Consider the following 20,847-nt stretch of genomic DNA (forward strand, 5'->3'; position numbering starts at 1 on the left):
TCGATTGCGGTTGGAAGGAACGGCCCCGGGTGGCGGCGTGCTTGGCGGCTTGTGCGCCACCCGGTGGCCTCTCAGCGAGTGGTGCGGGAGCTCCGGCGGCCACGGCCCTTGGCGGCGTACATGGCTGCGTCGGCGGCGGCGAGCGCATCGGTCAGGACGGGCACCGCCAGCTCGGCGACGTTGCAGGCCCCGACAGATGCAGCCAGGGGCAGCGAGACGTTGTCGTAGTCGAGCGGCCGGTGAAGCGCGGCGATCAGCGCGTCGAGATCGGCGGCGTTCAAGTCCCGTACGACGGCGACGAATTCGTCCCCTCCCAGGCGGCCAGCGATCCCGTCATGTCCGCACCAGGTGCGCAGCCGGTCGGCGGTGGCTGCGAGGGCGGCGTCCCCGGCGGCGTGGCCGTGGCTGTCGTTGAGGGTCTTGAAGCGGTCGAGGTCGACCAGGAGGACGGCGGCGTTGGGGTGCCGGCGGATGAGGTGCTCGGCGCGGGCGGTCCATCCGGCGCGGGTGTGCAGGCCGGTGAGCGGGTCGCGGCGGGCGGAGGCGAGGCGGCGGGCGAGGATGCTGCCGTGCACGGCCCAGCCCAGTAACGGCAGGATGCTCGCGGCTATGTGCGCTTCCATGGCGTTCTCCTTGGCGATGCGGTTGGCGTTCCGGAACGCGGTCCCAGAGGCGGCGGCGTGCTTGGCGGCTTGTGCGTCGCCCCGGGGACCTTTCAGCGGCGGTGCTGGGAGGAGATGAGCGAGCGGACGACCAGGGCGCAGACGGCGACCGAGGCGGCGGTGACGGCGACCGCCAGGAGCATCGAGACGAGCACCGTGCCGACGACCAGGACCACGGCGGTGCCGCCGCCGACCAGGGCGAGCACGGACCCTGGGGTGAGCTGCACCGTGGGCCGGGACGTCGAGGCCGGCGCGACCGGTGCGGTCTGGGCGGTCGGGGCGGGGGCGTGCTGGATGACGGTGGTCGACTCGAGGACGGTGGGCCGGGAGACGAGTCCGGTCGGGGTGGGCATGGTGGGGATCTTGGGGCGGAGCATGACGGGGTCTCCCTACTCGGTGAGGGCGGTGTCGATGACGGGGGCGAGCAGGCTGTCGGCGATGAGGTAGCCGCCGAGGAGGAGCACCAGGACCAGCCAGAGGGGCGGGCGGAAGAGCTTGCAGCCGAGGTAGCCGACGACGGCCAGGGCGAACCAGAGCGGGACCTGCATGAGGGGTGTCTCCTAGCGGACGCGGCAGCGGTGGGTGCGGGCGGCGAGCTGGGCGGCGGTGCCGCTGGAGTAGTCGGCGGACCAGCCGCAGCGGTCGGCGGTGCAGACGGCGGCGTGCTTGGTGCGGCCGTTGCGGTCGCGGTGGGTGCCGATCTGCACGGGGCCGATCCGCATGACGGAGTGGAAGTTGTCGCGGGCGGGCATGTCAGTCGGTCTCCTCACGGGTCGCGGTCGGGTCGGGGAAGCTGGCGCGGATGCCGGCGGCGGTGGCCGGGTCGGCGGTGCGCTGGGCGGCTTCCTCGGCGAGCAGGTGGGCGAGGTAGGGCCGGTCGGCGGCGGTCATCTCGCGGGCGCCGTCGAGGTAGTCGGCACTCGTCAGATCGGCTGGGTTGCTGGTCATGGGGCTTCCTCCCGTTGCTGGTCAGGCGAGTTGGGCGGCGATGGCGTCGGCGAGGTGGGGCGGGACGCCGAGGCGGGCGCGCAGGGTGTCGGTGTCGATCGGGCCGCCGGTCCGGGCGCGGTAGTCGGCGGCGACCTTGCGGGCGTGGTCGACGAGGACGGCGGGAACCGCGGGCCCCGGGTCGGCGGCCGGGAGGGCCGGGGGCTCTTCCACCGGGACGGGCGAGGGCTCGGGCTCCAGCACGGGCACGGGCTCGGGAAGCGGCTCAGGATCGGTGGCGGAGTCGGGTTCCGGGGCCGGGGCGGGTGCCGGCGGGGTGGGTGTGTGGTTGGCGGAGTGGGCGAGGAGGGTGCCGCCGAGGAAGGCGAGGGCGGGCCACCCGGCGATGCCCAGGCGGAGCAGGGCGGGCGGGTCGGCCAGGTCGAGGAATCCGGCGGTGGCGACGTTGGCGCCGAGGGAGGCGAACAGGGCGATGAGGAACCAGCACCAGGCCAGCCGGGACGGGCCCTCGGAGCGCAGTCGTCGCCAGGCGGCGACCAGGAGCAGGTCCACGCTGATCGGGTAGGCCCAGGCCTTCCAGCCGTCCTGCCCGGCAGCGGCAGCGAGGTCGTGCAGGTGGGCGAAGGACAGCGCTCCGGCAATCACCGCCTGGACCAGGACGGCGTCCACGCGAAGTCCGTGGCGGGCGGCCATCAGGACCCCTCACCGGGCAGGGCGGGCGGCTCGGGGAGCGAGGCGGCCAGGGCGGGACTGACGGCGTCGACGAAGTCGAGGTCCGCGCCGGTGGTATCGGCGTACAGGGCGAGCTGGCCGAGGAGCAGGACGGTGCGGGCGAAGTCCTCGCAGTCGGGGCACATGACGGGGGTTCTCCCTTCATCAGGCATGGCAGGGGTAGGGACCCGGCGTGAAGCGGTCGCGCCGACCGTGAAAGCGGGGAGGGGTCAGGCCGTGGCGGGAGCAGTGGCTTCGGCCAACTGCTCGACAGCCGGGGCGGTGCCGGTCAGCTCGGGCCGGAAGGGCGCGAATTCGGGCAGGTCCGGGGTGCGGTGGGCGTGCCGGTTGCAGGTGTTGACGGCTTGGCGCAGGGAGGTGTGCGGGGCGCGGATGCGGTGCCAGCCGCCGGTGGAGTCTCCGGCGATGGCGACCCCGCGCAGTTCGGCGGGGATCTGGATGGCGGCCAGGACGGCGTCCGGGGAGATGTCGCCGAAGGCCATCTTGGCGCTCGTTTCGTCGTTGACGCGGTGGGCGGTGCGGCCGGTGAGCTGGGCGCGGAGCATGGTGATGCCGTCGCCGAGTTCGGAGCCGAAGCGCTGCCCGCAGATCTCCAGGTAGATGCCGGCCGCGCGGCCGAGCTGGGCGAGGCGGACCAGGGCCTTGATGATCCGGTCGCGGCGCGGGTCGCTCTTCTTCGTGGCCAGCGCGAGTTCGGCGACCTCGTCGACCAGGACCACGACCGGCATAGGCCGCAGGTGTTCGGGCAGGTCCCAGATGTCGGCGGCTATCTCCGCGTCCGCGATGGCGGATGTGATGCGCTGTTCGGCGCGGATGACCTGGTAGACGCCTTCCATCCGGGACACGAGGGCGTCCAGCAGTTCGGCGGCAGTGTCGGGGTTGTCGGCCAGCGCGGAGAAGCGGCGGGCGAGAGGGAACAGCTCCACGCCCTGTTTGCAGTCGATGCCGACCAGGGCGACGTCCATCGGCGCGAGCCCGGCGACCAGGTTGCGCTGATAGACCGACTTCCCCGACTCCGTCGCGCCGAGGGTGAGGGCGTGCGGGACGGCCCGGTAGTCGCGGTAGTGGACCGAGCCGTCTTCGCGCAGGGCGACCGGGACGAGCATCGGGCGGGTGTCGGCGGTGGCGGGCATCTGCACCCGCTTGAGGACGTCATAGCCGGTCATCCGCACTTCGACGACCCCGGAGCGCAGCTCACGCGAGGTGACCCCGTACATCGAGAACGAGTGCCGAAGCCGGTCCGAGGAGGCGGCGACGTCGAAGGCGTCCTGTCCGGGCCGCAGCCCCAGCCGCAGGACCAGACCGGTCCGGGTCGGCCGGACGCGCAGGATGCGCGGCGGGCGGCACTGCGGCATCTCCCGGTTGGCGATGCGAGCCAGGGCGAGCCGCCAGCGCGAAGGCGGGACCGTCAGCCCGCAGGCATCCATGACCGAGGCGTAGCGGACCAGGACCCGCAGCGTGGCGAGCGTGACGCCGAAGCTCATCCAGTACCAGGCGGGACGCCGCCACCGCAGGAGACCCGCAGCGGCGACGACCAGCACCAGCGCGACCGTGAAGACGGTCATGATCAGGCCGCCTTCGAGGACGCGGCAGCGGCGACCAGCGACGTGACGGCCACCGCGCGGAAGGCGATCCCGTGCCGCTTCTGACCGTTGAAGTCGTTCTCCCACGGCCGGGCGACCAGGCCCGTGAGCGCAACCGGCGTACCCATGGCCAGCTCACCGGAGATACCCGGCTCCGGAACCGCGATGGACAGGATCTCCACCTCGTCGTTCGCCGCGAACATCACGTCCACGGTCATCATCTTCGCGCCGGTCTCCATGTCGGTGGCGATCTCACCGGTACGGCGGTCCTTGACCTTCGGCTGGGGGGTCTTGGCGACCATCACGGTCGCGGCGGAGGTGTCCACGGGGATCTGACGCATCGTCTTGTCTCCTGCTGAAGCGGGTTCTTGACCGACTCCCGTCGGTGAGATCAGGAGACCGCGAGAGGGGGTGGACGCATCACGGCCCGTATGGACGTTTGGGGACGTTTGAGCTATCGTCAAAACGTCCCCGAGGTGTCCCAGGAAGGGCAAGCCATGGCGAACGAGCGTCTGCGCGCGGCGATTTCAGCGAAGGGCGAGACCATCCAGTCCGTGGCTCAGCACGTCGGAGTCGACCCCAAGAGCGTGGAGCGCTGGATCACGACCGACCGCACGCCGCATCGAGGACACCGCTGGAAGGCCGCGAGCTACCTCGGCGTCGACGAGGTCTACCTGTGGCCGGCCGTCGAGAAGCAGGCCGAGACGGCGAGCACGTCCGAGCTCATCACGTACTACCCGCACCGGGGCGCGGTGCCGGCCGCTCTGTGGTCATCGCTTATCGAGAAGGCGGCGGACCAAGTGGACATCCTCGTGTACGCGGGGCTGTTCCTCTTCGACAACCACCCCGACCTGCCGTACGAGTTGGCCGACAAGGCCAAGTCCGGAGCTCAGGTGCGCGTCCTCCTCGGCGACCCGGAGTCGGAGATGGTCCGCCAGCGCGGCGAAGAGGAAGGCATAGGGGACGACCTGGCCGCACGCGCCCGGATCACCCGGCGCTACCTCGAGCCCGCGATGAAGACGCCGGGCGTGGAGATCCGGCTGCACGACACGATCCTCTACAACTCCATCTACCGCTTCGACGAAGACGTGCTCGTGAACCCGCACGTGCTCGGAGCTCCCGCCGGACAGAACCCGGTACTGCACTTCCGCTACATCCCTGGCGCCCGCACGTTCAGGCACTACATGCGGAGCTTCGACTACACCTGGGAGCGAGGGCGGCCCGCCTAGTCCAACTGCGGGCCCGTCGTGCGAGGCTGGAGGTATGGCCCGCGTCGACTACATCAACGATCCGAACGCCCCGAAGGCGAACAGCATCGTCCCCTCCGTCACCGCCGTTGCGTGCAACGAGGCTGGAGAGGTCCTGCTCATCCACAAGACCGACAACAACCTGTGGGCCCTGCCGGGTGGCGGCGTCGACGTCGGTGAGTCGGTCGCGGACGCAGCGGTGCGCGAGACCAAGGAAGAGACCGGCTTCGACGTCGAGGTGACAGGCCTGGTCGGTCTCTACACCGACCCCGGCCACGTCATGGCCTACGACGACGGCGAAGTCCGGCAGCAGTTCTCGATCTGCTTCACGGCCCGCATCACCGGGGGCGAGGTGCGCACCAGCAGCGAGAGCAAGGAAGTCGCGTTCGTCGAACCGAGCAGGCTGGACGACCTGAACATCCACCCGTCCATGCGCATGCGTATCGAGCACGGGTTGGCCGGCCGGGCAGAGCCCTACATCGGCTGATGAACCATGCGGGCACGCGTCCGCTCGACAGCGCCCTTGAGGTACGGCCGCGCGTTGCTGATCGCGTTGTGCACTTCGCTGCCCGGCTCGTAGCGGACGAGGATCTCGTCAATGCGGGTGTCGAAGTCGAAGGACTGCCCGGCGGGACCCGTCGTCATGTCGGCCATGATCAGAGCGTCCAGGACCGGCGAGTCTTCCCGCTCGTAGACGGCCAGCTCCGCCGTGAGGCCGCGTTGCTCCGCCTCGTACACGGCCCCCGAGTGATGGGCTACCAGCCTTACGAGGCGTGCCGGCGCACCCAGCGATTCCAGATGGCGCGCGCCATCGATGGGGTGGAAGCCGGTGTCACGCAGCTCGGGGGCGTAGCCGATGTCGTGCAGCCACGCGGCGGCGACGAGAAGATCGCGGTCAGCCTCAGACACAGCCCCGGCGATCTCTTGAGCCCGGGCGGCCACGGACTGGGTGTGCAGCCAGCGGTTCCCGAGCGGCGGAAGCAGGGACTCGGCGAGTTCCGCTGCCCCTTGGGGCGTGTCCAGTGCAGAAGGCATGGATGGAACGGTAGCCGAGACGAGCACGGAGCCGACAGGCCACGATCCAGCGGTTCGTGATCACGAGCGCGGTACGACTTTCCCTACATCATCAAGTGCCCGCGCACGGCGCGGGCGCGCGCCGCCTCTGCGGCGCGGCCTGCCTCCTGTCTCCGCCCCGGCTGGCCGCGCCCGGCGGCGCGCTCGGCGGCTGCGGGCATGAAGGTGGGAGACACCCTCTGTGGCTGGGGCGGTCGGCTCCACGGCTTTAGGCAGCCACTTTGGGGCGAGCCTCTAAGATCATGGCCCCAACGTCGTGCTTTACGGGCAGGTCCACAGACTGCCCGACTCGCCATGAGCTTACGGGGCCATGATCACTCGCCCCAAAGCAGCTCCAGCCCAAAGCCGCTCCGCCGACCGACCGTGCGTGCGTGCGTCAAGGATGGTGCTCCGGCGGTGGGATCACATACCCTCCAATGCTTTCCTCGAATTCCTGGAGATCGTACCAACGAACAGGTGGATCACCATGCGTCCTCGGCAGGACGAAACGGTGCGCCTCCAAATCATCAAGCTCGTACCCTTGCAGGGTGTCGTCAAATTTCCCCCGGATCATATCTCGTGTTGCGTGATAGCGGTCCTTGGGAATTTGTAGATGGAACGACTTCTCGGGTTGAAGCATAATGAATATCGTATCTGACACGCCATGCGTATACCTGGAATGGTCATGCCGATACAGTGGCGAGAATACATTTACGAAGTACTCTTCACCTCCGAATGAGAAGCGCCATTCCGCCCTGGTCGCCTCTTCGCGTGCGAATACCCGTGGATCTAGAGGATCGTTGGCCACCAAAAACGACACGAACGTCTTAACTAGCCGACATAGGTCATCCAGTGTCGACCCAAAAACACTCACGGGGAAAGCGTAGAGGAACCCGTCGAGTATCTCCTTTTGTGCGACCCGCGTGAACGATGCAAGCAAAGGAAGTGATGATCGGAGGTTCTCGCGAATGGAGAGTGACGGCTGGTAGGCAGGCGCCCCCCATAGGCGGGCGCCGCCCGCGAAGGGGCAGGCGGTGTACTGCTTGATGGGGGCAAAGTCTGCGAGACAAGGGGCCGTACCCGGGTCAAAGGGCCTTTCAAACCTATTAGAGTCCGCAGCCTTCCGCAGATTCTCTTGCAACAGATCCCGGAAGGACATCCCGGCACTGAGAAGCGCTTCGATAATCGACGAATGCAGGCGGGGGATAGCCTCATGCAACGTGGGGAACGCAAGCGCATCGACAGGAAGGCGATCCAGCTGATAGAAGGTAATTACGCGAGCAATGGAAGCTGTCTGCCGCTTGACGTCTTTAACGACGCCCTCGAACTTCTTCTGCGTCACATTGGACGCAAGGCGATCTTCGCAAATCTTCAAGATGTCCGGGTTGTATCCGGCCTCCCTATAAGCTCGTTTCAGATCCACGCTGTACTGTGTTGCAATGCAAACGCTACTCACCAAGATTTCCATGAGGTGAGCACCTATTTCGGCCCTATCTGCGTCTGCCGCTTCCAAGCTTTCATCGACAGCTATGAGTTCTTCATACAAATGAAAGGCGGCAGAAGTTGGCTGCCAATAACCGCCATATTTCTGCACCATTCTATGCACTGCGGTTTGGACATCGAAGACGTAAAGGTGACCCATGAGTGAATCACCCCCTATACCGGCAGGATTAATCGACCTCTCTTCCTATACTGCCAGCCTTGCGTCTCTCCGCAACTTTCCGACGTCAGGACCTCAACTATTCCATGCAGAAATAATTGACCGCGTGATTAAGGTGACGTTGACATCAACACCCACGACCAGCAGTGACAACCGGCAGATACTCCTACGGCACCCGTGCCGCGAGGCGTGCTGCGGCCAGGCGAGGTGGCTTCGATTCGAAGAACGGCGGTCCACATCAGCACTCGGGCGGCGATGACGGCAACGCTGACGGCAACGAGCGCGGACGACGACAACAGTCGGCAGCCTGCTGCGGAAGTCCTGCGGAACCGCTGGTCTGTCCTCCTGAGGTGTGCCCGCATCTTCTAAGCGCCTGACCAGCCGCCGGGAAGCGAACCCCCGCCAGGGGCAGGGTCTCTCCCCCCAACGCACAAGCGCCCTTCCGGGTCGTCCTCGGGCTGTGGAAGGGCACTCAATGGTGACCAAGGTCGACAACTGCCGACAGCTCAGCAGCAGGTGAGGGCGTTGATCGATTAGGCGGCCGCAGGTCACGGCCGCCCATGGTCAGTTGTGGCTGTACTGAGCGATCGGCACGCGGAAGAGGCTTGCTGGGACGGGAGGGGCAAAGTCCCCGGCCTGCTCGCTAGAACAAGGAAGCAGCGTGGCCGAGGTCGGTGGGGGTGCGGCGAGGCATACGCGCGCCTGGTCGGTTGGCCGGCGCGCCGTCGTGGCGGGCTGTCGTCGGCTGGGGTTCGGACGGGCCGCGTCGCAGGTGTCCCTCGTCGGCCGGGCGGGCGGGTCGGGGCCATGACCCTGGGCCGTCTCTGGGCCGTGCGACGATGGCCGACGCCACTCATCAGCGACCGGCAACGACAGACGTGCCACGGTCGTCAACCTCAAAACCCCAGGCCAGCCGAGCCCGACCATTCGAGTTACCACCCAAGGGTGGCGGTCAGGCAAGATGGGGTGTATCTGCCCACTGCCAGATTTCAAGCTGCCGGACGGTTTCTCTTGGCTGAGTACATCTACACCATGCGCAAGACGCGCAAGGCACACGGCGACAAGGTCATCCTTGACGACGTAACGCTGAGCTTCCTGCCCGGCGCGAAGATCGGTGTGGTCGGGCCGAACGGCGCCGGTAAGTCCACCGTTCTGAAGATCATGGCGGGACTGGAGCAGCCTTCCAACGGTGACGCGTTCCTGTCGCCCGGCTACAGCGTCGGGATGCTGCTGCAGGAGCCGCCGCTCGACGAGTCCAAGACCGTTCTGGAGAACGTGCAGGACGGCGCGGCCGAGATCATGGGCAAGCTCAAGCGCTTCAACGAGGTAGCCGAGCTCATGGCGACGGACTACTCCGACGCGCTGCTGGACGAGATGGGCAAGCTGCAGGAGGACCTCGACCACGCCAACGCGTGGGACCTGGACACCCAGCTCGAGCAGGCCATGGACGCCCTGGGCTGCCCGCCCGGCGACTGGCCCGTCACCAACCTCTCCGGCGGTGAGCGTCGCCGCGTCGCGCTGTGCAAGCTGCTGCTCGAGGCCCCCGACCTGCTGCTCCTCGACGAGCCCACCAACCACCTGGACGCCGAGTCCGTGCAGTGGCTGGAGCAGCACCTCGCGAAGTACCCCGGCACCGTCGTCGCCGTCACCCACGACCGGTACTTCCTCGACAACGTCGCGGGCTGGATCCTGGAGCTCGACCGCGGCCGGGCCATCGGTTACGAGGGCAACTACTCCACGTACCTGGAGACGAAGCAGAGCCGCCTCAAGGTCGAGGGGCAGAAGGACGCCAAGCGTGCCAAGCGTCTGAAGGAAGAGCTCGAGTGGGTGCGGTCCAACGCCAAGGGGCGTCAGGCCAAGTCCAAGGCGCGTCTCGCCCGGTACGAGGAGATGGCCGCCGAGGCCGACAAGATGCGGAAGCTGGACTTCGAGGAGATCCAGATCCCGCCGGGCCCGCGCCTGGGCTCCATCGTCGTCGAGGTCAACAACCTCTCCAAGGCCTTCGGCGACAAGGTCCTCATCGACGACCTGAGCTTCACGCTGCCGCGCAACGGCATCGTCGGCGTCATCGGCCCGAACGGCGCCGGCAAGACGACCCTCTTCAAGATGATCCAGGGGTTCGAAGAGCCCGACTCCGGGTCCATCAAGGTCGGCGACACCGTCAAGATCTCGTACGTCGACCAGAGCCGCGAGAACATCGACCCGAAGAAGTCGCTGTGGGCCGTGGTCTCCGACGAGCTCGACTACATCAACGTCGGGCAGGTGGAGATGCCGTCGCGCGCGTACGTCTCCGCGTTCGGCTTCAAGGGGCCCGACCAGCAGAAGCCGGCCGGCGTGCTCTCCGGCGGTGAGCGCAACCGCCTGAACCTCGCGCTCACCCTCAAGCAGGGCGGCAACCTGCTCCTCCTCGACGAGCCGACCAACGACCTCGACGTGGAGACGCTGTCCTCCCTGGAGAACGCGCTGCTGGAGTTCCCGGGCGCGGCCGTGGTCGTCTCCCACGACCGGTGGTTCCTGGACCGGGTCGCCACCCACATCCTCGCCTACGAGGGTGACTCCAAGTGGTTCTGGTTCGAGGGCAACTTCGAGTCGTACGAGAAGAACAAGATCGAGCGGCTGGGCGCGGACGCCGCGCGTCCGCACCGTGCCACCTACAAGAAGCTGACCCGGGACTGATCGATCTTGCGGCACATCTACCGCTGCCCGCTGCGCTGGGCGGACATGGACGCGTACGGCCACGTCAACAACGTGGTCTTCCTCCGCTACCTGGAGGAAGCCCGTATCGACTTCCTGTTCCGTCCGGAGAAGGACTTCCAGCAGGGGTCCGTGGTGGCGCGCCACGAGATCGACTACAAGCGGCAGCTCGTCCACCGGCACACGCCCGTGGACATCGAGCTGTGGGTCACGAACATCAGGGCGGCGTCCTTCACCATCTCCTACGAGGTGAAGGACGACGACGTGGTCTACGTGCGGGCGTCCACCGTCATCGTGCCGTTCGACTTCGCGACGCAACGGCCGCGCCGGATCACCGCCGAGGAACGTCTCTTCCTCGAGGAGTATCAGGACGACGACGCCGAGAAGGCCGTCGCCGCATGACGGTGCTCCATCTCGCCGACGAGGGGGAGGCCGCGGATCTCGCGGCCTTCCTCTCCCGGCTGCTCCACTACGACCGCGGAGCGGCGGTGCGACTGCAGGCGGCCGGCACCGCGCTCGCCGTCTTCGGACGGCCGCCGTCCTTCGAGGTGCTCGCGATCCGCGCGGTGCGGCTCGCGAAACCGTACGAGGACGGCCTCGACGTCACGCTGGACGTGACGGTTTCGGCGGGCGAGCTGCTGGAGTCCGTGGCCGAGAGCGCCGCCACGGCCGGCGTCCCCGCCGCGGTCACCGGGCCGCCGTGGGCCGGCGTGCTGCCGCCGCGCGGCGGGTGGCGGCCCGAGGCGGGCCTGCCCGCTCCGGACGCGCTGCGGGAGGCGGTCGGCTCGGCCGTCGCCGAATTCCGCTCCCGTACCGAGGAGCTGGCCGCCGAACTGCGGACCCGGGCGGAGGTTGACCGGATCGGACGGGAGATCTGGTCCCGGACGCTCGGGGACACGGCGCTTCCCGTGCGGGCCGTGCACGCGGCCCAGTCGCTCGGCTTCCTGCGGCCCGCGGCCGCCCCGGGCGACCTTGCGCTGCTCTCGCTCGGCGCGTGGCTGCGGCTGCGCACCCCGTACGGGTCCGTCGCGGTACGGCGCGCGGGGCAGCTGGGAACGCTCGACGTCAGCGTGCGCTGACGCCGTCCGTCGGCCTCTCCTCGGCGTCTACTCCGGGGTGTTCACCATCGACGCCGCCGCGTACGTCAGGTACTTCCACAGCGTGTACTCGTGCTCCTCCGACAGGCCGAGCTCGTCCACCGCGACCCGCATGTGCTTCAGCCACGCGTCGTGCGCCGCCCGGTCCACGGCGAAGGGGGCGTGCCGCATGCGCAGCCGCGGGTGACCGCGCTGGTCGCTGTAGGTCGTCGGGCCGCCCCAGTACTGCATGAGGAACAACGCGAAGCGCTCCTCGGCCGGGCCCAGGTCCTCTTCCGGGTACATGGGCCGCAGCAGCGGGTCCTCGGCGACCCCTTGGTAGAAACGGTGGACCAGCCGGCGGAAGGTCTCCTCCCCGCCGACCTGCTCGTAGAAGGTCTGCTCCTGAAGCGTGCCGCGCCGAATCTCTGTCACGCCTCCCATGGTCTCAGACGGCGCGACGGAGGACTCGAGGCGTAGGACCACCCCCGGGTGCTCGCTTCCGGGGGCCGCGCGCCGCACAGTGGGGTCATGGGCGCCCACGATCCCGACCCCGCCGGTGAGGCCGGCCTCGCCGCCTCCGCCCGGGCCCTGCTGGTGCGGGAGATCGAGGCGAGCGGAGCGTTCGCCGGGGATCCGCGATGGCGGGAGGCCTTCGCTACGGTGCCGCGCCATCTCTTCGTGCCGTACTACTACGTCGCCGGCGCCGGCGGCTACGAGCGGCGCTGGGGCGAGAGTCCCGACCGGCGCACCAGGGAGCGCTGGATGCGGGGCGCGTACGAGGACACCCCGCTGGCGACCCGGCTGCGCGACGGGGTGCTGCTCACGTCCAGCAGTCAGCCCTCGCTGATGGCGCTGATGCTGGTCGAGCTGCGCGTCGAGGACGGCGACCGGGTTCTGGAGATCGGCGCGGGCACGGGGTACAACGCGGCGCTGCTGTCGTACCGGCTCGGCGAGGAGAACGTCACCACCGTCGACCTGGATCCGGAGATCACCGAGTCGGCCCGCCGGCATCTCGCGGACGCCGGGTACCGGCCCGCCGTCGTCACCGGGGACGGGGCACGGGGGGTCCCCGAACGCGCCCCCTTCGACCGGATCATCGCGACCTGCACGCTGGCGTCCGTGCCGCGCGCCTGGCTCGCCCAGTGTGCCTCCGGGGCCCTGATCCTCGCGCCGCTCGCCACCGGGCTGATCGCGCTGACGGTACGGGACGCCGGCCACGCGGAAGGACGCTTCCTGCACACCCCGGCGTACTTCGTGCCGTTGCGCGGGTCGGACCGGCCCGACCCGGAGCCGGTGGCCTTCTCGGGGGTGCCCCGCCGGGCCGGGGAGAGCGACCGGTTCCGCTTCCTGCTGACCCTGACCCGCGAGGCCCTCGACCCGCAGGAGGCGTACTCCCTGTGGGAGCGCGAGGGCATGCCCGGGCGGGAGCGCTACGGAGTCACGGTCGGCGACGGGCGCGCGTGGGCGTGGCTCGACGATCCGGAGGGCCCGTACGCCTGGCCACTGCCGGGTTCGCCGGGCACCGACCCGGTCGAGGGCCGGCCCGACCGCCTTCCCGATCACCGCCCTGACCGCCGTCCCGATCGCTAGAACGAGCGGGACGGCACGATTGCACGACGGCAGGACCACGCGGACGGCCCGGCCGGTGTCGCCGTCAGCCGGCCGCCCTCGGTCCCGTCGCCGTCCGTCCCGTCGCGGTCCGTCCTGTCGCCGTCAGCCGCGGCGGACGGTGATCGTCGTCCAGGCGCCCACGTGGACCTGGTCGCCGTCCTGCAGCGGCACCGGGACGAAGGGCTGGATCGGCTCCTCCGAGCCGTTGACGGTCGTGCCGTTCGTCGAGTTCTGGTCGACGACGGCCCAGCTGCCGTCGGGCTGCTGGACCAGCACCGCGTGCTGGTGCGAGACGCCCGGGTCCTCCGGCGGCACCGACAGGTCTATGTCGGGGGTCTCGCCGGTGGAATGACGGCGGCGGCCGATGGTGATCTGGTTGCCGGTGAGCGTGCGCTGCTGCTCGGGCGAGTACGCGGGCAGGTTCAGCCCCGCGGCCTCCGGACCCGAGCGGTGCATCATCGCCATGAAGTACGAGCGGTCCGGGCCGATCGTCGCCGTCCAGGTCACCGGCTGCTGCGAGTACGCCGGGTTGGGCGGGGGCGGGGCCTGGGCTGCGCCGGTCTGCGGGTAGCCGTAGCCACCGCCGCCCTGGGGCGCGCCCTGACTCCTCGGGTCTCCCTGGCCGGGGCCCGTGTGCGACGGCGGAGAGATCACCCAGTCGTCGTCACCGCCGCCGAAGGGCCGGCCGCCGGGCTGCTGCCGGCCGGTCTCCTGCGGGTAGCCGGGCGGGGACGCCGGGCCGGACGGCTGGTAGGCCTGCGGAGCCCCGGGGCCGCCCGGACCACCGTGACCTGCGGGACCGCCCTGGCCCTGGCCCGGGAAGCCGCCGCCTGTCGTGGGCGGGGGTCCGGGAGGGCCAGGCCGCGAGGACTCGCCGCCGAAGCCCGAAGGGCCGCCGTCTCCGGGGCGGGCGGGGCCGGGCGGACGGCCGCCGGGTCCGGACGGTTCGCGTCCGAAGGGGTCGCCGGAGGGTCCGGACGGCTCGCGTCCGAAGGGATCGGCGGACTGGCCGCCCTGCTCTCGCCGGTAGGGGCCCGAAGGCTGTCCGAAGGGGTCGCCGGCCGGGCCGGACGGACGGCCGCCGGGACCGGAGGGCTCGCGTCCGAAGGGGTCGCCGCCCGGAGCGGTGGGGGGACCGCCGAAGGCGCCCGCCGGGGGACCGCCGGCCGGACCGGAGCCGCCACCGGGTCTGCCCGGGCCGCCGGAACCGCCCGGGCCGCCCGGCTCGCGTCCGAAGGGGCCGCCGGCCTGCCCCGCGGGGCCGCCCACGCCGCCGGGACCGCCCTGCCGCCCCGACGGTTCGCCGCCGAACGGCGGACCCGGGGGAATCGGTTCCGCGGGACGGTTCACCTGCGACGGTCGGGAACCCTGGTACTCGAAGGAGTCGCCGCCCCCGTACGACGGCGGCGGTGGCTGGAAGCGCCCACCGGGACCCGGACCGCCCTGACCACCGGGACCCGGTCCGCCGGGGCCCATGGGACCGGGGCCACCCGGGCCCGGTCCCGGCGTGCGGGGGGCGGCCGGGGTGTACGAGGTCGCGGTGTTGGTGAGGAAGTTCCACCGGCACTCCTCGCAGAAGGGCGCGCCGCCCTCCCGGGGCGTGCGGCACTGCGGGCAGAGCTCGGGTTCGTGGCCGGGCGCCGAGGACGGGTGGCGGCCGTCGGGCCGGCCGCCGCCCTGGCCGGGCGGGGGCGGCGGGAAGCCGTAGCCGCCGCCCGCGGTGGGGGGCGGCGGGGGCGGCGGAGGCACGGCACCGGCCATGCGGTGACCGCAGACCTCGCACCAGTCGTCGGAACCCGACTGGTGTCCGTTCGGGCAGGTCGGCATGTCGGCGCGTCCCCCTCTCTTCTTCGGTGTCCCGGAAGCCCTTCGGCGCCTGGGAGCTCGTTCAGGTCACTTCTTTACACGAACAGTCTTTGTGGACCGGGTCTCGAGCGTCATCTCGTCGGCGTCCGCGACCTTCGCCTTCAGTCGCACAGTACCTGTCGTGGCATCGACCACGTCCACCACCTTCGCAAGCAGTTTCGCAGTATCGGCGTTCCCCGAGACGCTCGCGAGCTGGACAGCGCGCCCCAGTTTGGCCGTTGCTCCGTCCATATCTCCCGCTTTGCGAAGGTCGAGCCCTTGCTGGATGACCTGTGCCAGTTCGGCCTGGCCGGTGTAGTGGGCGACCTGAGGGTTGATCGACGTGGAGGCGGCCATGTCGTCGGTCCAGACGGCCTTCACGAGCCCCTGCGCGCCCAGGTTCCGGACGCTGCCCCCGGTCTCGGGGATCACCAGCGAGACCCGTGCGGCGAGCATCTCCTGGCCGACGTTCGCCGCCGGGACCTCGACGCACACGTGGTAGTCACGGGACTCGTCGCCCCAGGAACCGGTGGGGTAGTCGCCCGCGCGCGGGCCCGCCTCCGTGCGGCGTCCGGTCAGTTCCTCGACCGTCGGGGCGACCTGCTTGACGAACTTGACGGCGGTGCCGACCGGGGTCCAGAGCCGCAGTGCGACGTCCGCGACCTCCTTGCCCATCGCCGTCTCCATCATCTGCGTGAAGTCGGCGGCGAGGCCGGCCGGGTCGGCGACGATGTCGGCGGTGCCGAGCAGGGCCGACGCGATCCCTGTGACTTCTTTCACTTCCCAGTCGGTGCCCACGCCGCGTGCGTCACAGGTGAAACGCCCGGCGCAGTCGTCGAGGGCGGCCTTCAGGTCCTGCGGCGACTCGTGCTCGTTGCGGCCGTCGGTCAGCAGGATGCCGTGCCGGATGGCTACGTCCGCCGTGGACAGCAGCCGGTCGGCCAGCCGCAGCCAGGTGCCGATCGCGGTGCCGCCGCCCGCGCTGAGCCGGCGCAGCGCCTGCTTGGCCTGCGCGCGGGTGGTCGCGTCGGCGACCGCGAGCCGGCCTCCGCCGGGGTAGACCTCCTTGGCGACGTGCGTGCCGTCGATCACCGAGAAGTGCACCCCGTCGCGCAGGGTGTCGACGGCTGCGGCGGTGGCGTCGCGGGCGTTGCGCATCTTCGTCGGCGGGTAGTCCATCGAGCCGGAGCAGTCCACCATGATCGCCACGGCGGCCGACGGGCCCTGACTCGGCGAGTAGAGGTGCGGCGAGGCCACGGCGCTGCCCACCGTGCCGCCGCCGGTGGCGGTCACCGTCACGATCGCGTTGACCTCGCGGCCGCCCTCCGGCAGGTACTCGTTCTGATAGACGTCCACCGAGAACTGCGGCACGTTCGACTTCGAGAAATTGGCCATGCCTACTCAAATCCCCCTCGGAAACCCCACATCGGTGGGGTGATGTCTGGGCACGGACCGGTCCCCTCCGGTCCGCACGCGTGCTTCCCCGTGATTGCCGTGGTCGCCGTGAATCCCGGGGTTCGTGTGCTGCCCGTGATTCCCGGTTTCCCGTAGTTCGTTCTGCGGCCTCAGGCCGATCCTGCCCCCTGCGCGGGGGCGGGGAACGGCACGACGGCCACTGTTACGTTGTCGTGGCCCCCGCCGTCCAGGGCGTGGCCGACCAGTACGCGTGCGCTGTGCAGGGGCCGGGCCGAGGCGTCCGGCGGGACGACGCCTGCCATCTCCTCCGCGGCCTCCGCGTAGTTCCACAGGCCGTCCGTGCACACCACCACCACACCAGGGCGGTCCGGCTTGAAGGAAGCCGTGTGCGGCTCGAGTTCGTAGGCGTCGGCGCCGAGCCAGCCGGTGATGGCGTGGGCGCGTTCGTCGGCGTAGGCCTCCGCCTCGTTCATCAGGCCCGCGGCGACCATCTGCGCGGCCCACGAGTCGTCCTCGGTGAGGCGGGCCGGGGGCGAACTGCGGTCTGCGGGGACCCAGTAGGCGCGGCTGTCGCCGACCCATCCGACGACCAGCAGCCCGGCGGTGACCACCGAGCCCACCAGGGTGCAGGCGGGGGCGTTCTGGTGCGGGGCGTGCTCGCGGGCCGTGGCGGGTTCCTCGGCCAGCGCGTTGACCGCGTGCGAGGCGGCGACGATCGCCTCGTGCATGGCCTGTTGGGGGTGCGTTCCCCGCGGCAGGGCGGCCAGCAGCGTCTCGCTCGCCGCCTTCGACGCGGCGAGGGAGGCGTCGTCCGGGCGGGTGGCGGAGGACACGCCGTCGCAGACGATCGCCACGAGCGCCGGCGAGCCGTCGGGCAGGGCGGTGCGGCCGAGGCCGAAGGCGTCCTCGTTGCGGTGGTGGCGCAGACCGCGGTCGCTGACGGCGGCGATCGGGCCGGACTCCAGTTCCATGTGGTCGCGTTCGCGCGGCTGGGCGTGGCCGCAGTTCTCGCAGTACCCGTCGTCGTCGACCCGGCCCGCACGGCAGGCCACGCACACCTTCGCGCTCTCCGCCACGACGGCGGCCTCGGCCGCGACCCGCGGGTCCGGGGCCTGCAGGGCGTATTCGTCCGGCTCCGCGGGCCGGTCGAACCGGACGCCGGAAACGCCGGTGACGTCAGCCGCGCCCTGGGCGCCCGAGTCACCAGGAACGCCGGGCGCGCCCGAGCCGTCGGGGGCGCCGGAGACGTCAGCCGCACCCGGTTCGCCGGAAACCCCGGAAACACCGGGAACGGCGGAAACACCGGGAACGGCGGGAACGGCGGGGGCGCCGGGGGCCGTGGGGGCGCCGGGGGGCGCCTCCTGGGCTCGCCAGTCCTCCCGGGCTTCACGGACCGCGCCCGGGGTCTGCGAAGGCGCCGGCAGGGCCGAGCCGTTCATCGTCAGGGTCGGGTGGTCGTCCGGGCTCGGCGGCACGACGGACAGGTCGTATCCGCACGCACCGCAGAAACGGTCACCCGCGTCGAGCGGCTCCGCACAGCTCGGACACGTCGGCAGGGCGGCCTGCCGGGGCATCTGCGACATCAACTACACCCACGTCCGGGGGCGGTAACGATTGGCACGTTCCACCAGATCGACTCTCTCCTCACCGCCGGTCGCCAGCCGGGCCAGCGTGCGGTACGAGCGCTCCAGCCCGAAGCGCAGCCCCCGTTCGTCCAGTCGGCTGCCGAGCAGCACCCGGGCGGCCGGGCCCGCGCCCTGGCCACCGGAGAGTATCCAGTCGAGGGCGCAGCCGAGGACTTCGGCGGACAGCTGCTCGCGCCGCGTCGGGTCCAGACCGTACGCGTCCAGCGCCTCGACCTGGGCCGCGGCGGCGGTGAGATCCTCCAGGAAGGGTACGTCGGAGGCGGTGGCGGTCCGCTGCCGGAGCCTCGCGCGCACCGCGGCCACCCGGGCCGCGGTGTAGTGGATGGAGGACTCGGGCACCGACTCCAGCGTCCGTACGGCGCCCGCCCGGTCGCCGGCCGCGAGCTGGACGCGGGCGAGGCCGAACGCGGAACTCACATAGCTCGGGTCCGTCGTCCACACCAGCCGGTAGTACTCGGCGGCGTTGTCCAGCTGCCCCAGCACCTCGGCGCACAGGCCGAGCGCCAGCTTCGGCGTGGTCTCGCCGGGGAAGGCGTCATAGATCGCGTCGAAGGCCAGCGCGGCGCCCTCGTGGTCGCCGGTGACCAGCGAGGCCATGCCCCGGTACCAGACCACCCGCCAGTCGTCGGGCCGTTCGCCCTCCAGTTTCGCCAGCGACATCAGGGCCGCCTGGTGGTCGCCGTTCTCCAGCCAGGCGCGGATCTGCCGCAGCCGGGTCTCGACCGACGGCGCCGGCGCGGCCGCGAGAGCCGTGATCAGTTCGCCCGGCGCGGACGCCAGCAGACCCGCGAGGAAACCCGCGTTGGGGTCGGCGGGATCGACATGGGGGGCGGGCAGCGCGAGGGCCGCGGCGGGCGCGGGAACGGCCCTGACGAGGCCGGGGGTGACGACCGGCGCGATCGGCGCGGCGGCCATGCCGGGCGCTCCGGGCGCTCCGGGCGCTCCCGCACCGCCCGCGGCCGGCAGCGCGGCTCCGGCCGGGACAGGGGACGTCGGGCCCGCGAGCGCGAGAGCGGCGCCGCCCGGCGGCGCGGAGGACGAACCGGCCGTGGCGGCGGGAACGCCGGAGGCGGCGGCGAGGGCGGGCGGGCGGCCGTCGCCGCCGGCCGTCGCCGTGGTGGACCGTGAGCTCCCGAACAGCCCGCGGGACGGGACGGCGACGCGCGCGCCCAGCCGCGACACCTCCCCGTCCAGTTTCGGGAACAGCTCGGTGTCCGTGACCTTGACCTCCGGGCCGAACAGCGTCGACAGCGCGGGCCGCGCCCGGCCGCTCTGCAGGGAGACGACCTCGCGCAGCACACCCGTCAGCTGCTCGGCCATCTCCTGGGCGGAGGCGAACCTGCGGTCCGGGTCGGGGTCCGTGGCGCGGACCAGGAACCGGTAGAAGGACTCGTACTGCCGGAAGACCTCGATGTTGTCGGGGTCGGGCAGCGAGTCCACGAAGACGGTCGTGTAGCCCTGGAAGTCGAAGGTCAGCACGGCGAGCGTGCGGCCCACCGTGTACAGGTCGGAGGCGACCGAGGGGCCGACCTCGGCGACCTCCGGCGCCTGGTAGCCGATCGTGCCGTAGATGGCCGACTCGTCGTCGTCCATGCGCCTGACCGCGCCCATGTCGATCAGCTTGAGCTCGTCCTGGCTCTGGATCGCGTTGTCGACCTTGAAGTCGCAGTACAGCAGGTTGCGGCTGTGCAGATGGCCGAGCGCCTCGAGCGCCTCGATGCCGTACGCGCAGGCCTGCTCGACGGGGAGCGGGTCCCGTTTGCCCTGCGCCGTGCGGCGGTCGTTGGCGATCTCCTTGAGGGACTTGCCGCCGATGTACTCCATGACGATGTAGCCGTCGAGGGAGCCGGTGCGCTGGTCCAGATGTTCGACGAAGCTGTAGATCCGCACGATGCTGGCGTGCTCGATCTCGGCGAGGAAGCGCCGCTCGGAGATGGCCGCGGCCATCGCGTCCTGGTCGCCGGTGTCCAGCAGGCCCTTCAGGACGACCCAACGGTCGCCCACCGGCCGGTCGATGGCCAGGTAGATCCAGCCGAGCCCGCCGTGCGCGAGGCAGCCCACGACCTCGTACTGGCCGTGCACGACGTCGCCGGCCTTCAGCTTCGGAGCGAAGGAGTACGGGTGGCCGCACTTGGTGCAGAAGCCCTCGGTGCGGCCCTCCCGCTCGCCGCGCGAACGGCCCACCGGGGCACCGCAGTCGGAGCGCGAGCAGAACCGCTTGCGCTCGGGCACCTCGGGGTTCTCCAGCACCATCGAGCGCGGGTCCGGCTTCGGCACCTGCGGCACCATGACCAGTCCGGCGCCCAGCCGGGCCCGCCCCGAGGAGTTCGACGTCGAGCCGGAGCTGCGCACCGACACCGACCGGCCCGTCGACTTGCCCGAGAGGGAACGCGACAGCCGCCCGGACACCGAGCGGCGCGACTTCGCCGACTGCGACGTCGTACGGGAGCTGCGCGCGCTGTTGCGCGAACTGGAGCTGCCCGACGAGCCCTTGCCGCCGCCGGTGACCCCGGTCGGCGGCGAGCCCACCAGACCCTCCCCCGAGGAGGGGCCCCCGGACGCCACGACGGGGGCCAGTCCGCAGGTGTCGCAGTACAGCTCGCCGCCGCCCACGTCCTCGTACGACCCCTCGCAGCCCGGCCGCTGACACGCCTGCCCTGCCTGACTCATG

22 protein-coding genes are annotated in these 20,847 nt (G+C 70.8%); 6 read left to right on the forward strand and 16 right to left on the reverse strand.

What is annotated here, in order from left to right; genetic code table 11:
• Positions 1 to 71 precede the first annotated feature (71 nt).
• The 9 genes from ACH4ZA_RS27740 to ACH4ZA_RS27780 all read right to left on the reverse strand — a co-directional run bounded on the left by ACH4ZA_RS27740 (position 72) and on the right by ACH4ZA_RS27780 (position 4,266).
• Complete coding sequence (locus ACH4ZA_RS27740; RefSeq protein WP_398432142.1) at positions 72 to 623, reverse strand: diguanylate cyclase domain-containing protein; 552 nt, start codon at positions 621 to 623, stop codon at positions 72 to 74.
• A 92-nt stretch (positions 624 to 715) separates the two neighbouring features.
• Positions 716 to 1,039, reverse strand: coding sequence for a SpdD-like protein (locus ACH4ZA_RS27745; protein WP_398432143.1), 324 nt, complete (start codon positions 1,037 to 1,039; stop codon positions 716 to 718).
• Between the two features lie 12 nt (positions 1,040 to 1,051).
• Complete coding sequence (locus ACH4ZA_RS27750) at positions 1,052 to 1,210, reverse strand: hypothetical protein (protein WP_398432144.1); 159 nt, start codon at positions 1,208 to 1,210, stop codon at positions 1,052 to 1,054.
• A gap of 12 nt (positions 1,211 to 1,222) precedes the next feature.
• The gene (locus ACH4ZA_RS27755) at positions 1,223 to 1,414 is read right to left on the reverse strand and encodes a mobile element transfer protein (protein ID WP_062641684.1); all 192 of its coding nucleotides are present in this window, start codon (positions 1,412 to 1,414) and stop codon (positions 1,223 to 1,225) included.
• Between the two features lies 1 nt (position 1,415).
• On the reverse strand, positions 1,416 to 1,610 hold the full coding sequence (locus ACH4ZA_RS27760; protein WP_319278405.1) for a hypothetical protein: 195 nt from the start codon (positions 1,608 to 1,610) through the stop codon (positions 1,416 to 1,418).
• A 21-nt stretch (positions 1,611 to 1,631) separates the two neighbouring features.
• The gene (locus ACH4ZA_RS27765; protein ID WP_398432145.1) at positions 1,632 to 2,303 is read right to left on the reverse strand and encodes a DUF2637 domain-containing protein; all 672 of its coding nucleotides are present in this window, start codon (positions 2,301 to 2,303) and stop codon (positions 1,632 to 1,634) included.
• Complete coding sequence (locus tag ACH4ZA_RS27770; RefSeq protein WP_319278411.1) at positions 2,303 to 2,467, reverse strand: hypothetical protein; 165 nt, start codon at positions 2,465 to 2,467, stop codon at positions 2,303 to 2,305. The genes ACH4ZA_RS27765 and ACH4ZA_RS27770 overlap by 1 nt, the downstream gene beginning before the upstream one ends.
• An 84-nt stretch (positions 2,468 to 2,551) precedes the next feature.
• Positions 2,552 to 3,907, reverse strand: a complete 1,356-nt coding sequence (locus ACH4ZA_RS27775; RefSeq protein WP_398432146.1) for an FtsK/SpoIIIE domain-containing protein — start codon at positions 3,905 to 3,907, stop codon at positions 2,552 to 2,554.
• A 2-nt stretch (positions 3,908 to 3,909) separates the two neighbouring features.
• Positions 3,910 to 4,266 (reverse strand): hypothetical protein, encoded by a 357-nt coding sequence (locus tag ACH4ZA_RS27780; RefSeq protein ID WP_200735154.1) that lies wholly within the window; start codon positions 4,264 to 4,266, stop codon positions 3,910 to 3,912.
• A 156-nt stretch (positions 4,267 to 4,422) separates the two neighbouring features.
• Here ACH4ZA_RS27780 and ACH4ZA_RS27785 point away from each other — a divergent pair, with 156 nt between their 5' ends.
• Positions 4,423 to 5,154, forward strand: a complete 732-nt coding sequence (locus tag ACH4ZA_RS27785) for an XRE family transcriptional regulator (RefSeq protein ID WP_319278416.1) — start codon at positions 4,423 to 4,425, stop codon at positions 5,152 to 5,154.
• Between the two features lie 34 nt (positions 5,155 to 5,188).
• On the forward strand, positions 5,189 to 5,659 hold the full coding sequence (locus ACH4ZA_RS27790) for an NUDIX domain-containing protein (RefSeq protein ID WP_319278419.1): 471 nt from the start codon (positions 5,189 to 5,191) through the stop codon (positions 5,657 to 5,659).
• Here the strand turns inward: ACH4ZA_RS27790 and ACH4ZA_RS27795 are convergent.
• Positions 5,647 to 6,207 (reverse strand): HD domain-containing protein, encoded by a 561-nt coding sequence (locus tag ACH4ZA_RS27795; protein ID WP_398432147.1) that lies wholly within the window; start codon positions 6,205 to 6,207, stop codon positions 5,647 to 5,649. The two genes, ACH4ZA_RS27790 and ACH4ZA_RS27795, sit on opposite strands and share 13 nt — an antisense overlap.
• A 415-nt stretch (positions 6,208 to 6,622) precedes the next feature.
• On the reverse strand, positions 6,623 to 7,822 hold the full coding sequence (locus tag ACH4ZA_RS27800; protein WP_398432148.1) for a YqcI/YcgG family protein: 1,200 nt from the start codon (positions 7,820 to 7,822) through the stop codon (positions 6,623 to 6,625).
• A gap of 1,074 nt (positions 7,823 to 8,896) precedes the next feature.
• Between ACH4ZA_RS27800 and ettA the strand changes: the two genes are divergently transcribed.
• From ettA to ACH4ZA_RS27815, 3 genes are read left to right on the forward strand one after another with little or no spacing between them, the layout of a single operon-like run.
• Complete coding sequence (ettA, locus tag ACH4ZA_RS27805; RefSeq protein WP_319278424.1) at positions 8,897 to 10,561, forward strand: energy-dependent translational throttle protein EttA; 1,665 nt, start codon at positions 8,897 to 8,899, stop codon at positions 10,559 to 10,561.
• 6 nt (positions 10,562 to 10,567) lie between these two features.
• On the forward strand, positions 10,568 to 10,981 hold the full coding sequence (locus tag ACH4ZA_RS27810; protein ID WP_266717795.1) for a thioesterase family protein: 414 nt from the start codon (positions 10,568 to 10,570) through the stop codon (positions 10,979 to 10,981).
• Positions 10,978 to 11,658: a hypothetical protein gene (locus ACH4ZA_RS27815; RefSeq protein WP_319278425.1), complete on the forward strand. Its 681-nt coding sequence runs from the start codon at positions 10,978 to 10,980 to the stop codon at positions 11,656 to 11,658. The genes ACH4ZA_RS27810 and ACH4ZA_RS27815 overlap by 4 nt, the downstream gene beginning before the upstream one ends.
• Before the next feature lie 27 nt (positions 11,659 to 11,685).
• Here the strand turns inward: ACH4ZA_RS27815 and ACH4ZA_RS27820 are convergent, their stop codons facing one another.
• Entirely contained in the window at positions 11,686 to 12,099 is a 414-nt protein-coding gene (locus tag ACH4ZA_RS27820) for a globin (RefSeq protein ID WP_319278426.1), read from the reverse strand.
• 87 nt (positions 12,100 to 12,186) lie between these two features.
• On the opposite strand from ACH4ZA_RS27820, the gene ACH4ZA_RS27825 reads away from it, so the two are divergent.
• Entirely contained in the window at positions 12,187 to 13,248 is a 1,062-nt protein-coding gene (locus tag ACH4ZA_RS27825) for a methyltransferase domain-containing protein (RefSeq protein WP_398432149.1), read from the forward strand.
• A 123-nt stretch (positions 13,249 to 13,371) separates the two neighbouring features.
• On the opposite strand, the gene ACH4ZA_RS27830 is transcribed toward ACH4ZA_RS27825, so the two are convergent.
• The 4 genes from ACH4ZA_RS27830 to ACH4ZA_RS27845 all read right to left on the reverse strand — a co-directional run bounded on the left by ACH4ZA_RS27830 (position 13,372) and on the right by ACH4ZA_RS27845 (position 20,846).
• On the reverse strand, positions 13,372 to 15,096 hold the full coding sequence (locus ACH4ZA_RS27830; RefSeq protein ID WP_398432150.1) for an FHA domain-containing protein: 1,725 nt from the start codon (positions 15,094 to 15,096) through the stop codon (positions 13,372 to 13,374).
• Between the two features lie 66 nt (positions 15,097 to 15,162).
• Complete coding sequence (locus ACH4ZA_RS27835) at positions 15,163 to 16,509, reverse strand: VWA domain-containing protein (RefSeq protein WP_398432151.1); 1,347 nt, start codon at positions 16,507 to 16,509, stop codon at positions 15,163 to 15,165.
• A gap of 170 nt (positions 16,510 to 16,679) precedes the next feature.
• Complete coding sequence (locus tag ACH4ZA_RS27840) at positions 16,680 to 18,113, reverse strand: protein phosphatase 2C domain-containing protein (RefSeq protein WP_398432152.1); 1,434 nt, start codon at positions 18,111 to 18,113, stop codon at positions 16,680 to 16,682.
• Between the two features lie 3 nt (positions 18,114 to 18,116).
• A complete protein-coding gene (locus tag ACH4ZA_RS27845; RefSeq protein ID WP_398432153.1) occupies positions 18,117 to 20,846 on the reverse strand; it encodes a tetratricopeptide repeat protein in 2,730 nt (909 codons plus the stop codon).
• Position 20,847 lies beyond the last annotated feature (1 nt).

The sequence above is a fragment of the Streptomyces sp. NPDC020597 genome, from assembly GCF_044335095.1.
GTDB lineage: Bacteria > Actinomycetota > Actinomycetes > Streptomycetales > Streptomycetaceae > Streptomyces.

Coding starts and splice junctions, on each gene's coding strand:
- ACH4ZA_RS27740 (WP_398432142.1), bottom strand. CDS start 623: ATGGAAGCGCACATAGCCGCGAGCATCCTGCCGTTACTGGGCTGGGCC.
- ACH4ZA_RS27745 (WP_398432143.1), bottom strand. CDS start 1,039: ATGCTCCGCCCCAAGATCCCCACCATGCCCACCCCGACCGGACTCGTC.
- ACH4ZA_RS27750 (WP_398432144.1), bottom strand. CDS start 1,210: ATGCAGGTCCCGCTCTGGTTCGCCCTGGCCGTCGTCGGCTACCTCGGC.
- ACH4ZA_RS27755 (WP_062641684.1), bottom strand. CDS start 1,414: ATGCCCGCCCGCGACAACTTCCACTCCGTCATGCGGATCGGCCCCGTG.
- ACH4ZA_RS27760 (WP_319278405.1), bottom strand. CDS start 1,610: ATGACCAGCAACCCAGCCGATCTGACGAGTGCCGACTACCTCGACGGC.
- ACH4ZA_RS27765 (WP_398432145.1), bottom strand. CDS start 2,303: ATGGCCGCCCGCCACGGACTTCGCGTGGACGCCGTCCTGGTCCAGGCG.
- ACH4ZA_RS27770 (WP_319278411.1), bottom strand. CDS start 2,467: ATGTGCCCCGACTGCGAGGACTTCGCCCGCACCGTCCTGCTCCTCGGC.
- ACH4ZA_RS27775 (WP_398432146.1), bottom strand. CDS start 3,907: ATGACCGTCTTCACGGTCGCGCTGGTGCTGGTCGTCGCCGCTGCGGGT.
- ACH4ZA_RS27780 (WP_200735154.1), bottom strand. CDS start 4,266: ATGCGTCAGATCCCCGTGGACACCTCCGCCGCGACCGTGATGGTCGCC.
- ACH4ZA_RS27785 (WP_319278416.1), top strand. CDS start 4,423: ATGGCGAACGAGCGTCTGCGCGCGGCGATTTCAGCGAAGGGCGAGACC.
- ACH4ZA_RS27790 (WP_319278419.1), top strand. CDS start 5,189: ATGGCCCGCGTCGACTACATCAACGATCCGAACGCCCCGAAGGCGAAC.
- ACH4ZA_RS27795 (WP_398432147.1), bottom strand. CDS start 6,207: ATGCCTTCTGCACTGGACACGCCCCAAGGGGCAGCGGAACTCGCCGAG.
- ACH4ZA_RS27800 (WP_398432148.1), bottom strand. CDS start 7,822: ATGGTGCAGAAATATGGCGGTTATTGGCAGCCAACTTCTGCCGCCTTT.
- ACH4ZA_RS27815 (WP_319278425.1), top strand. CDS start 10,978: ATGACGGTGCTCCATCTCGCCGACGAGGGGGAGGCCGCGGATCTCGCG.
- ACH4ZA_RS27820 (WP_319278426.1), bottom strand. CDS start 12,099: ATGGGAGGCGTGACAGAGATTCGGCGCGGCACGCTTCAGGAGCAGACC.
- ACH4ZA_RS27825 (WP_398432149.1), top strand. CDS start 12,187: ATGGGCGCCCACGATCCCGACCCCGCCGGTGAGGCCGGCCTCGCCGCC.
- ACH4ZA_RS27830 (WP_398432150.1), bottom strand. CDS start 15,096: ATGCCGACCTGCCCGAACGGACACCAGTCGGGTTCCGACGACTGGTGC.
- ACH4ZA_RS27835 (WP_398432151.1), bottom strand. CDS start 16,509: ATGGCCAATTTCTCGAAGTCGAACGTGCCGCAGTTCTCGGTGGACGTC.
- ACH4ZA_RS27840 (WP_398432152.1), bottom strand. CDS start 18,113: ATGTCGCAGATGCCCCGGCAGGCCGCCCTGCCGACGTGTCCGAGCTGT.
- ACH4ZA_RS27845 (WP_398432153.1), bottom strand. CDS start 20,846: ATGAGTCAGGCAGGGCAGGCGTGTCAGCGGCCGGGCTGCGAGGGGTCG.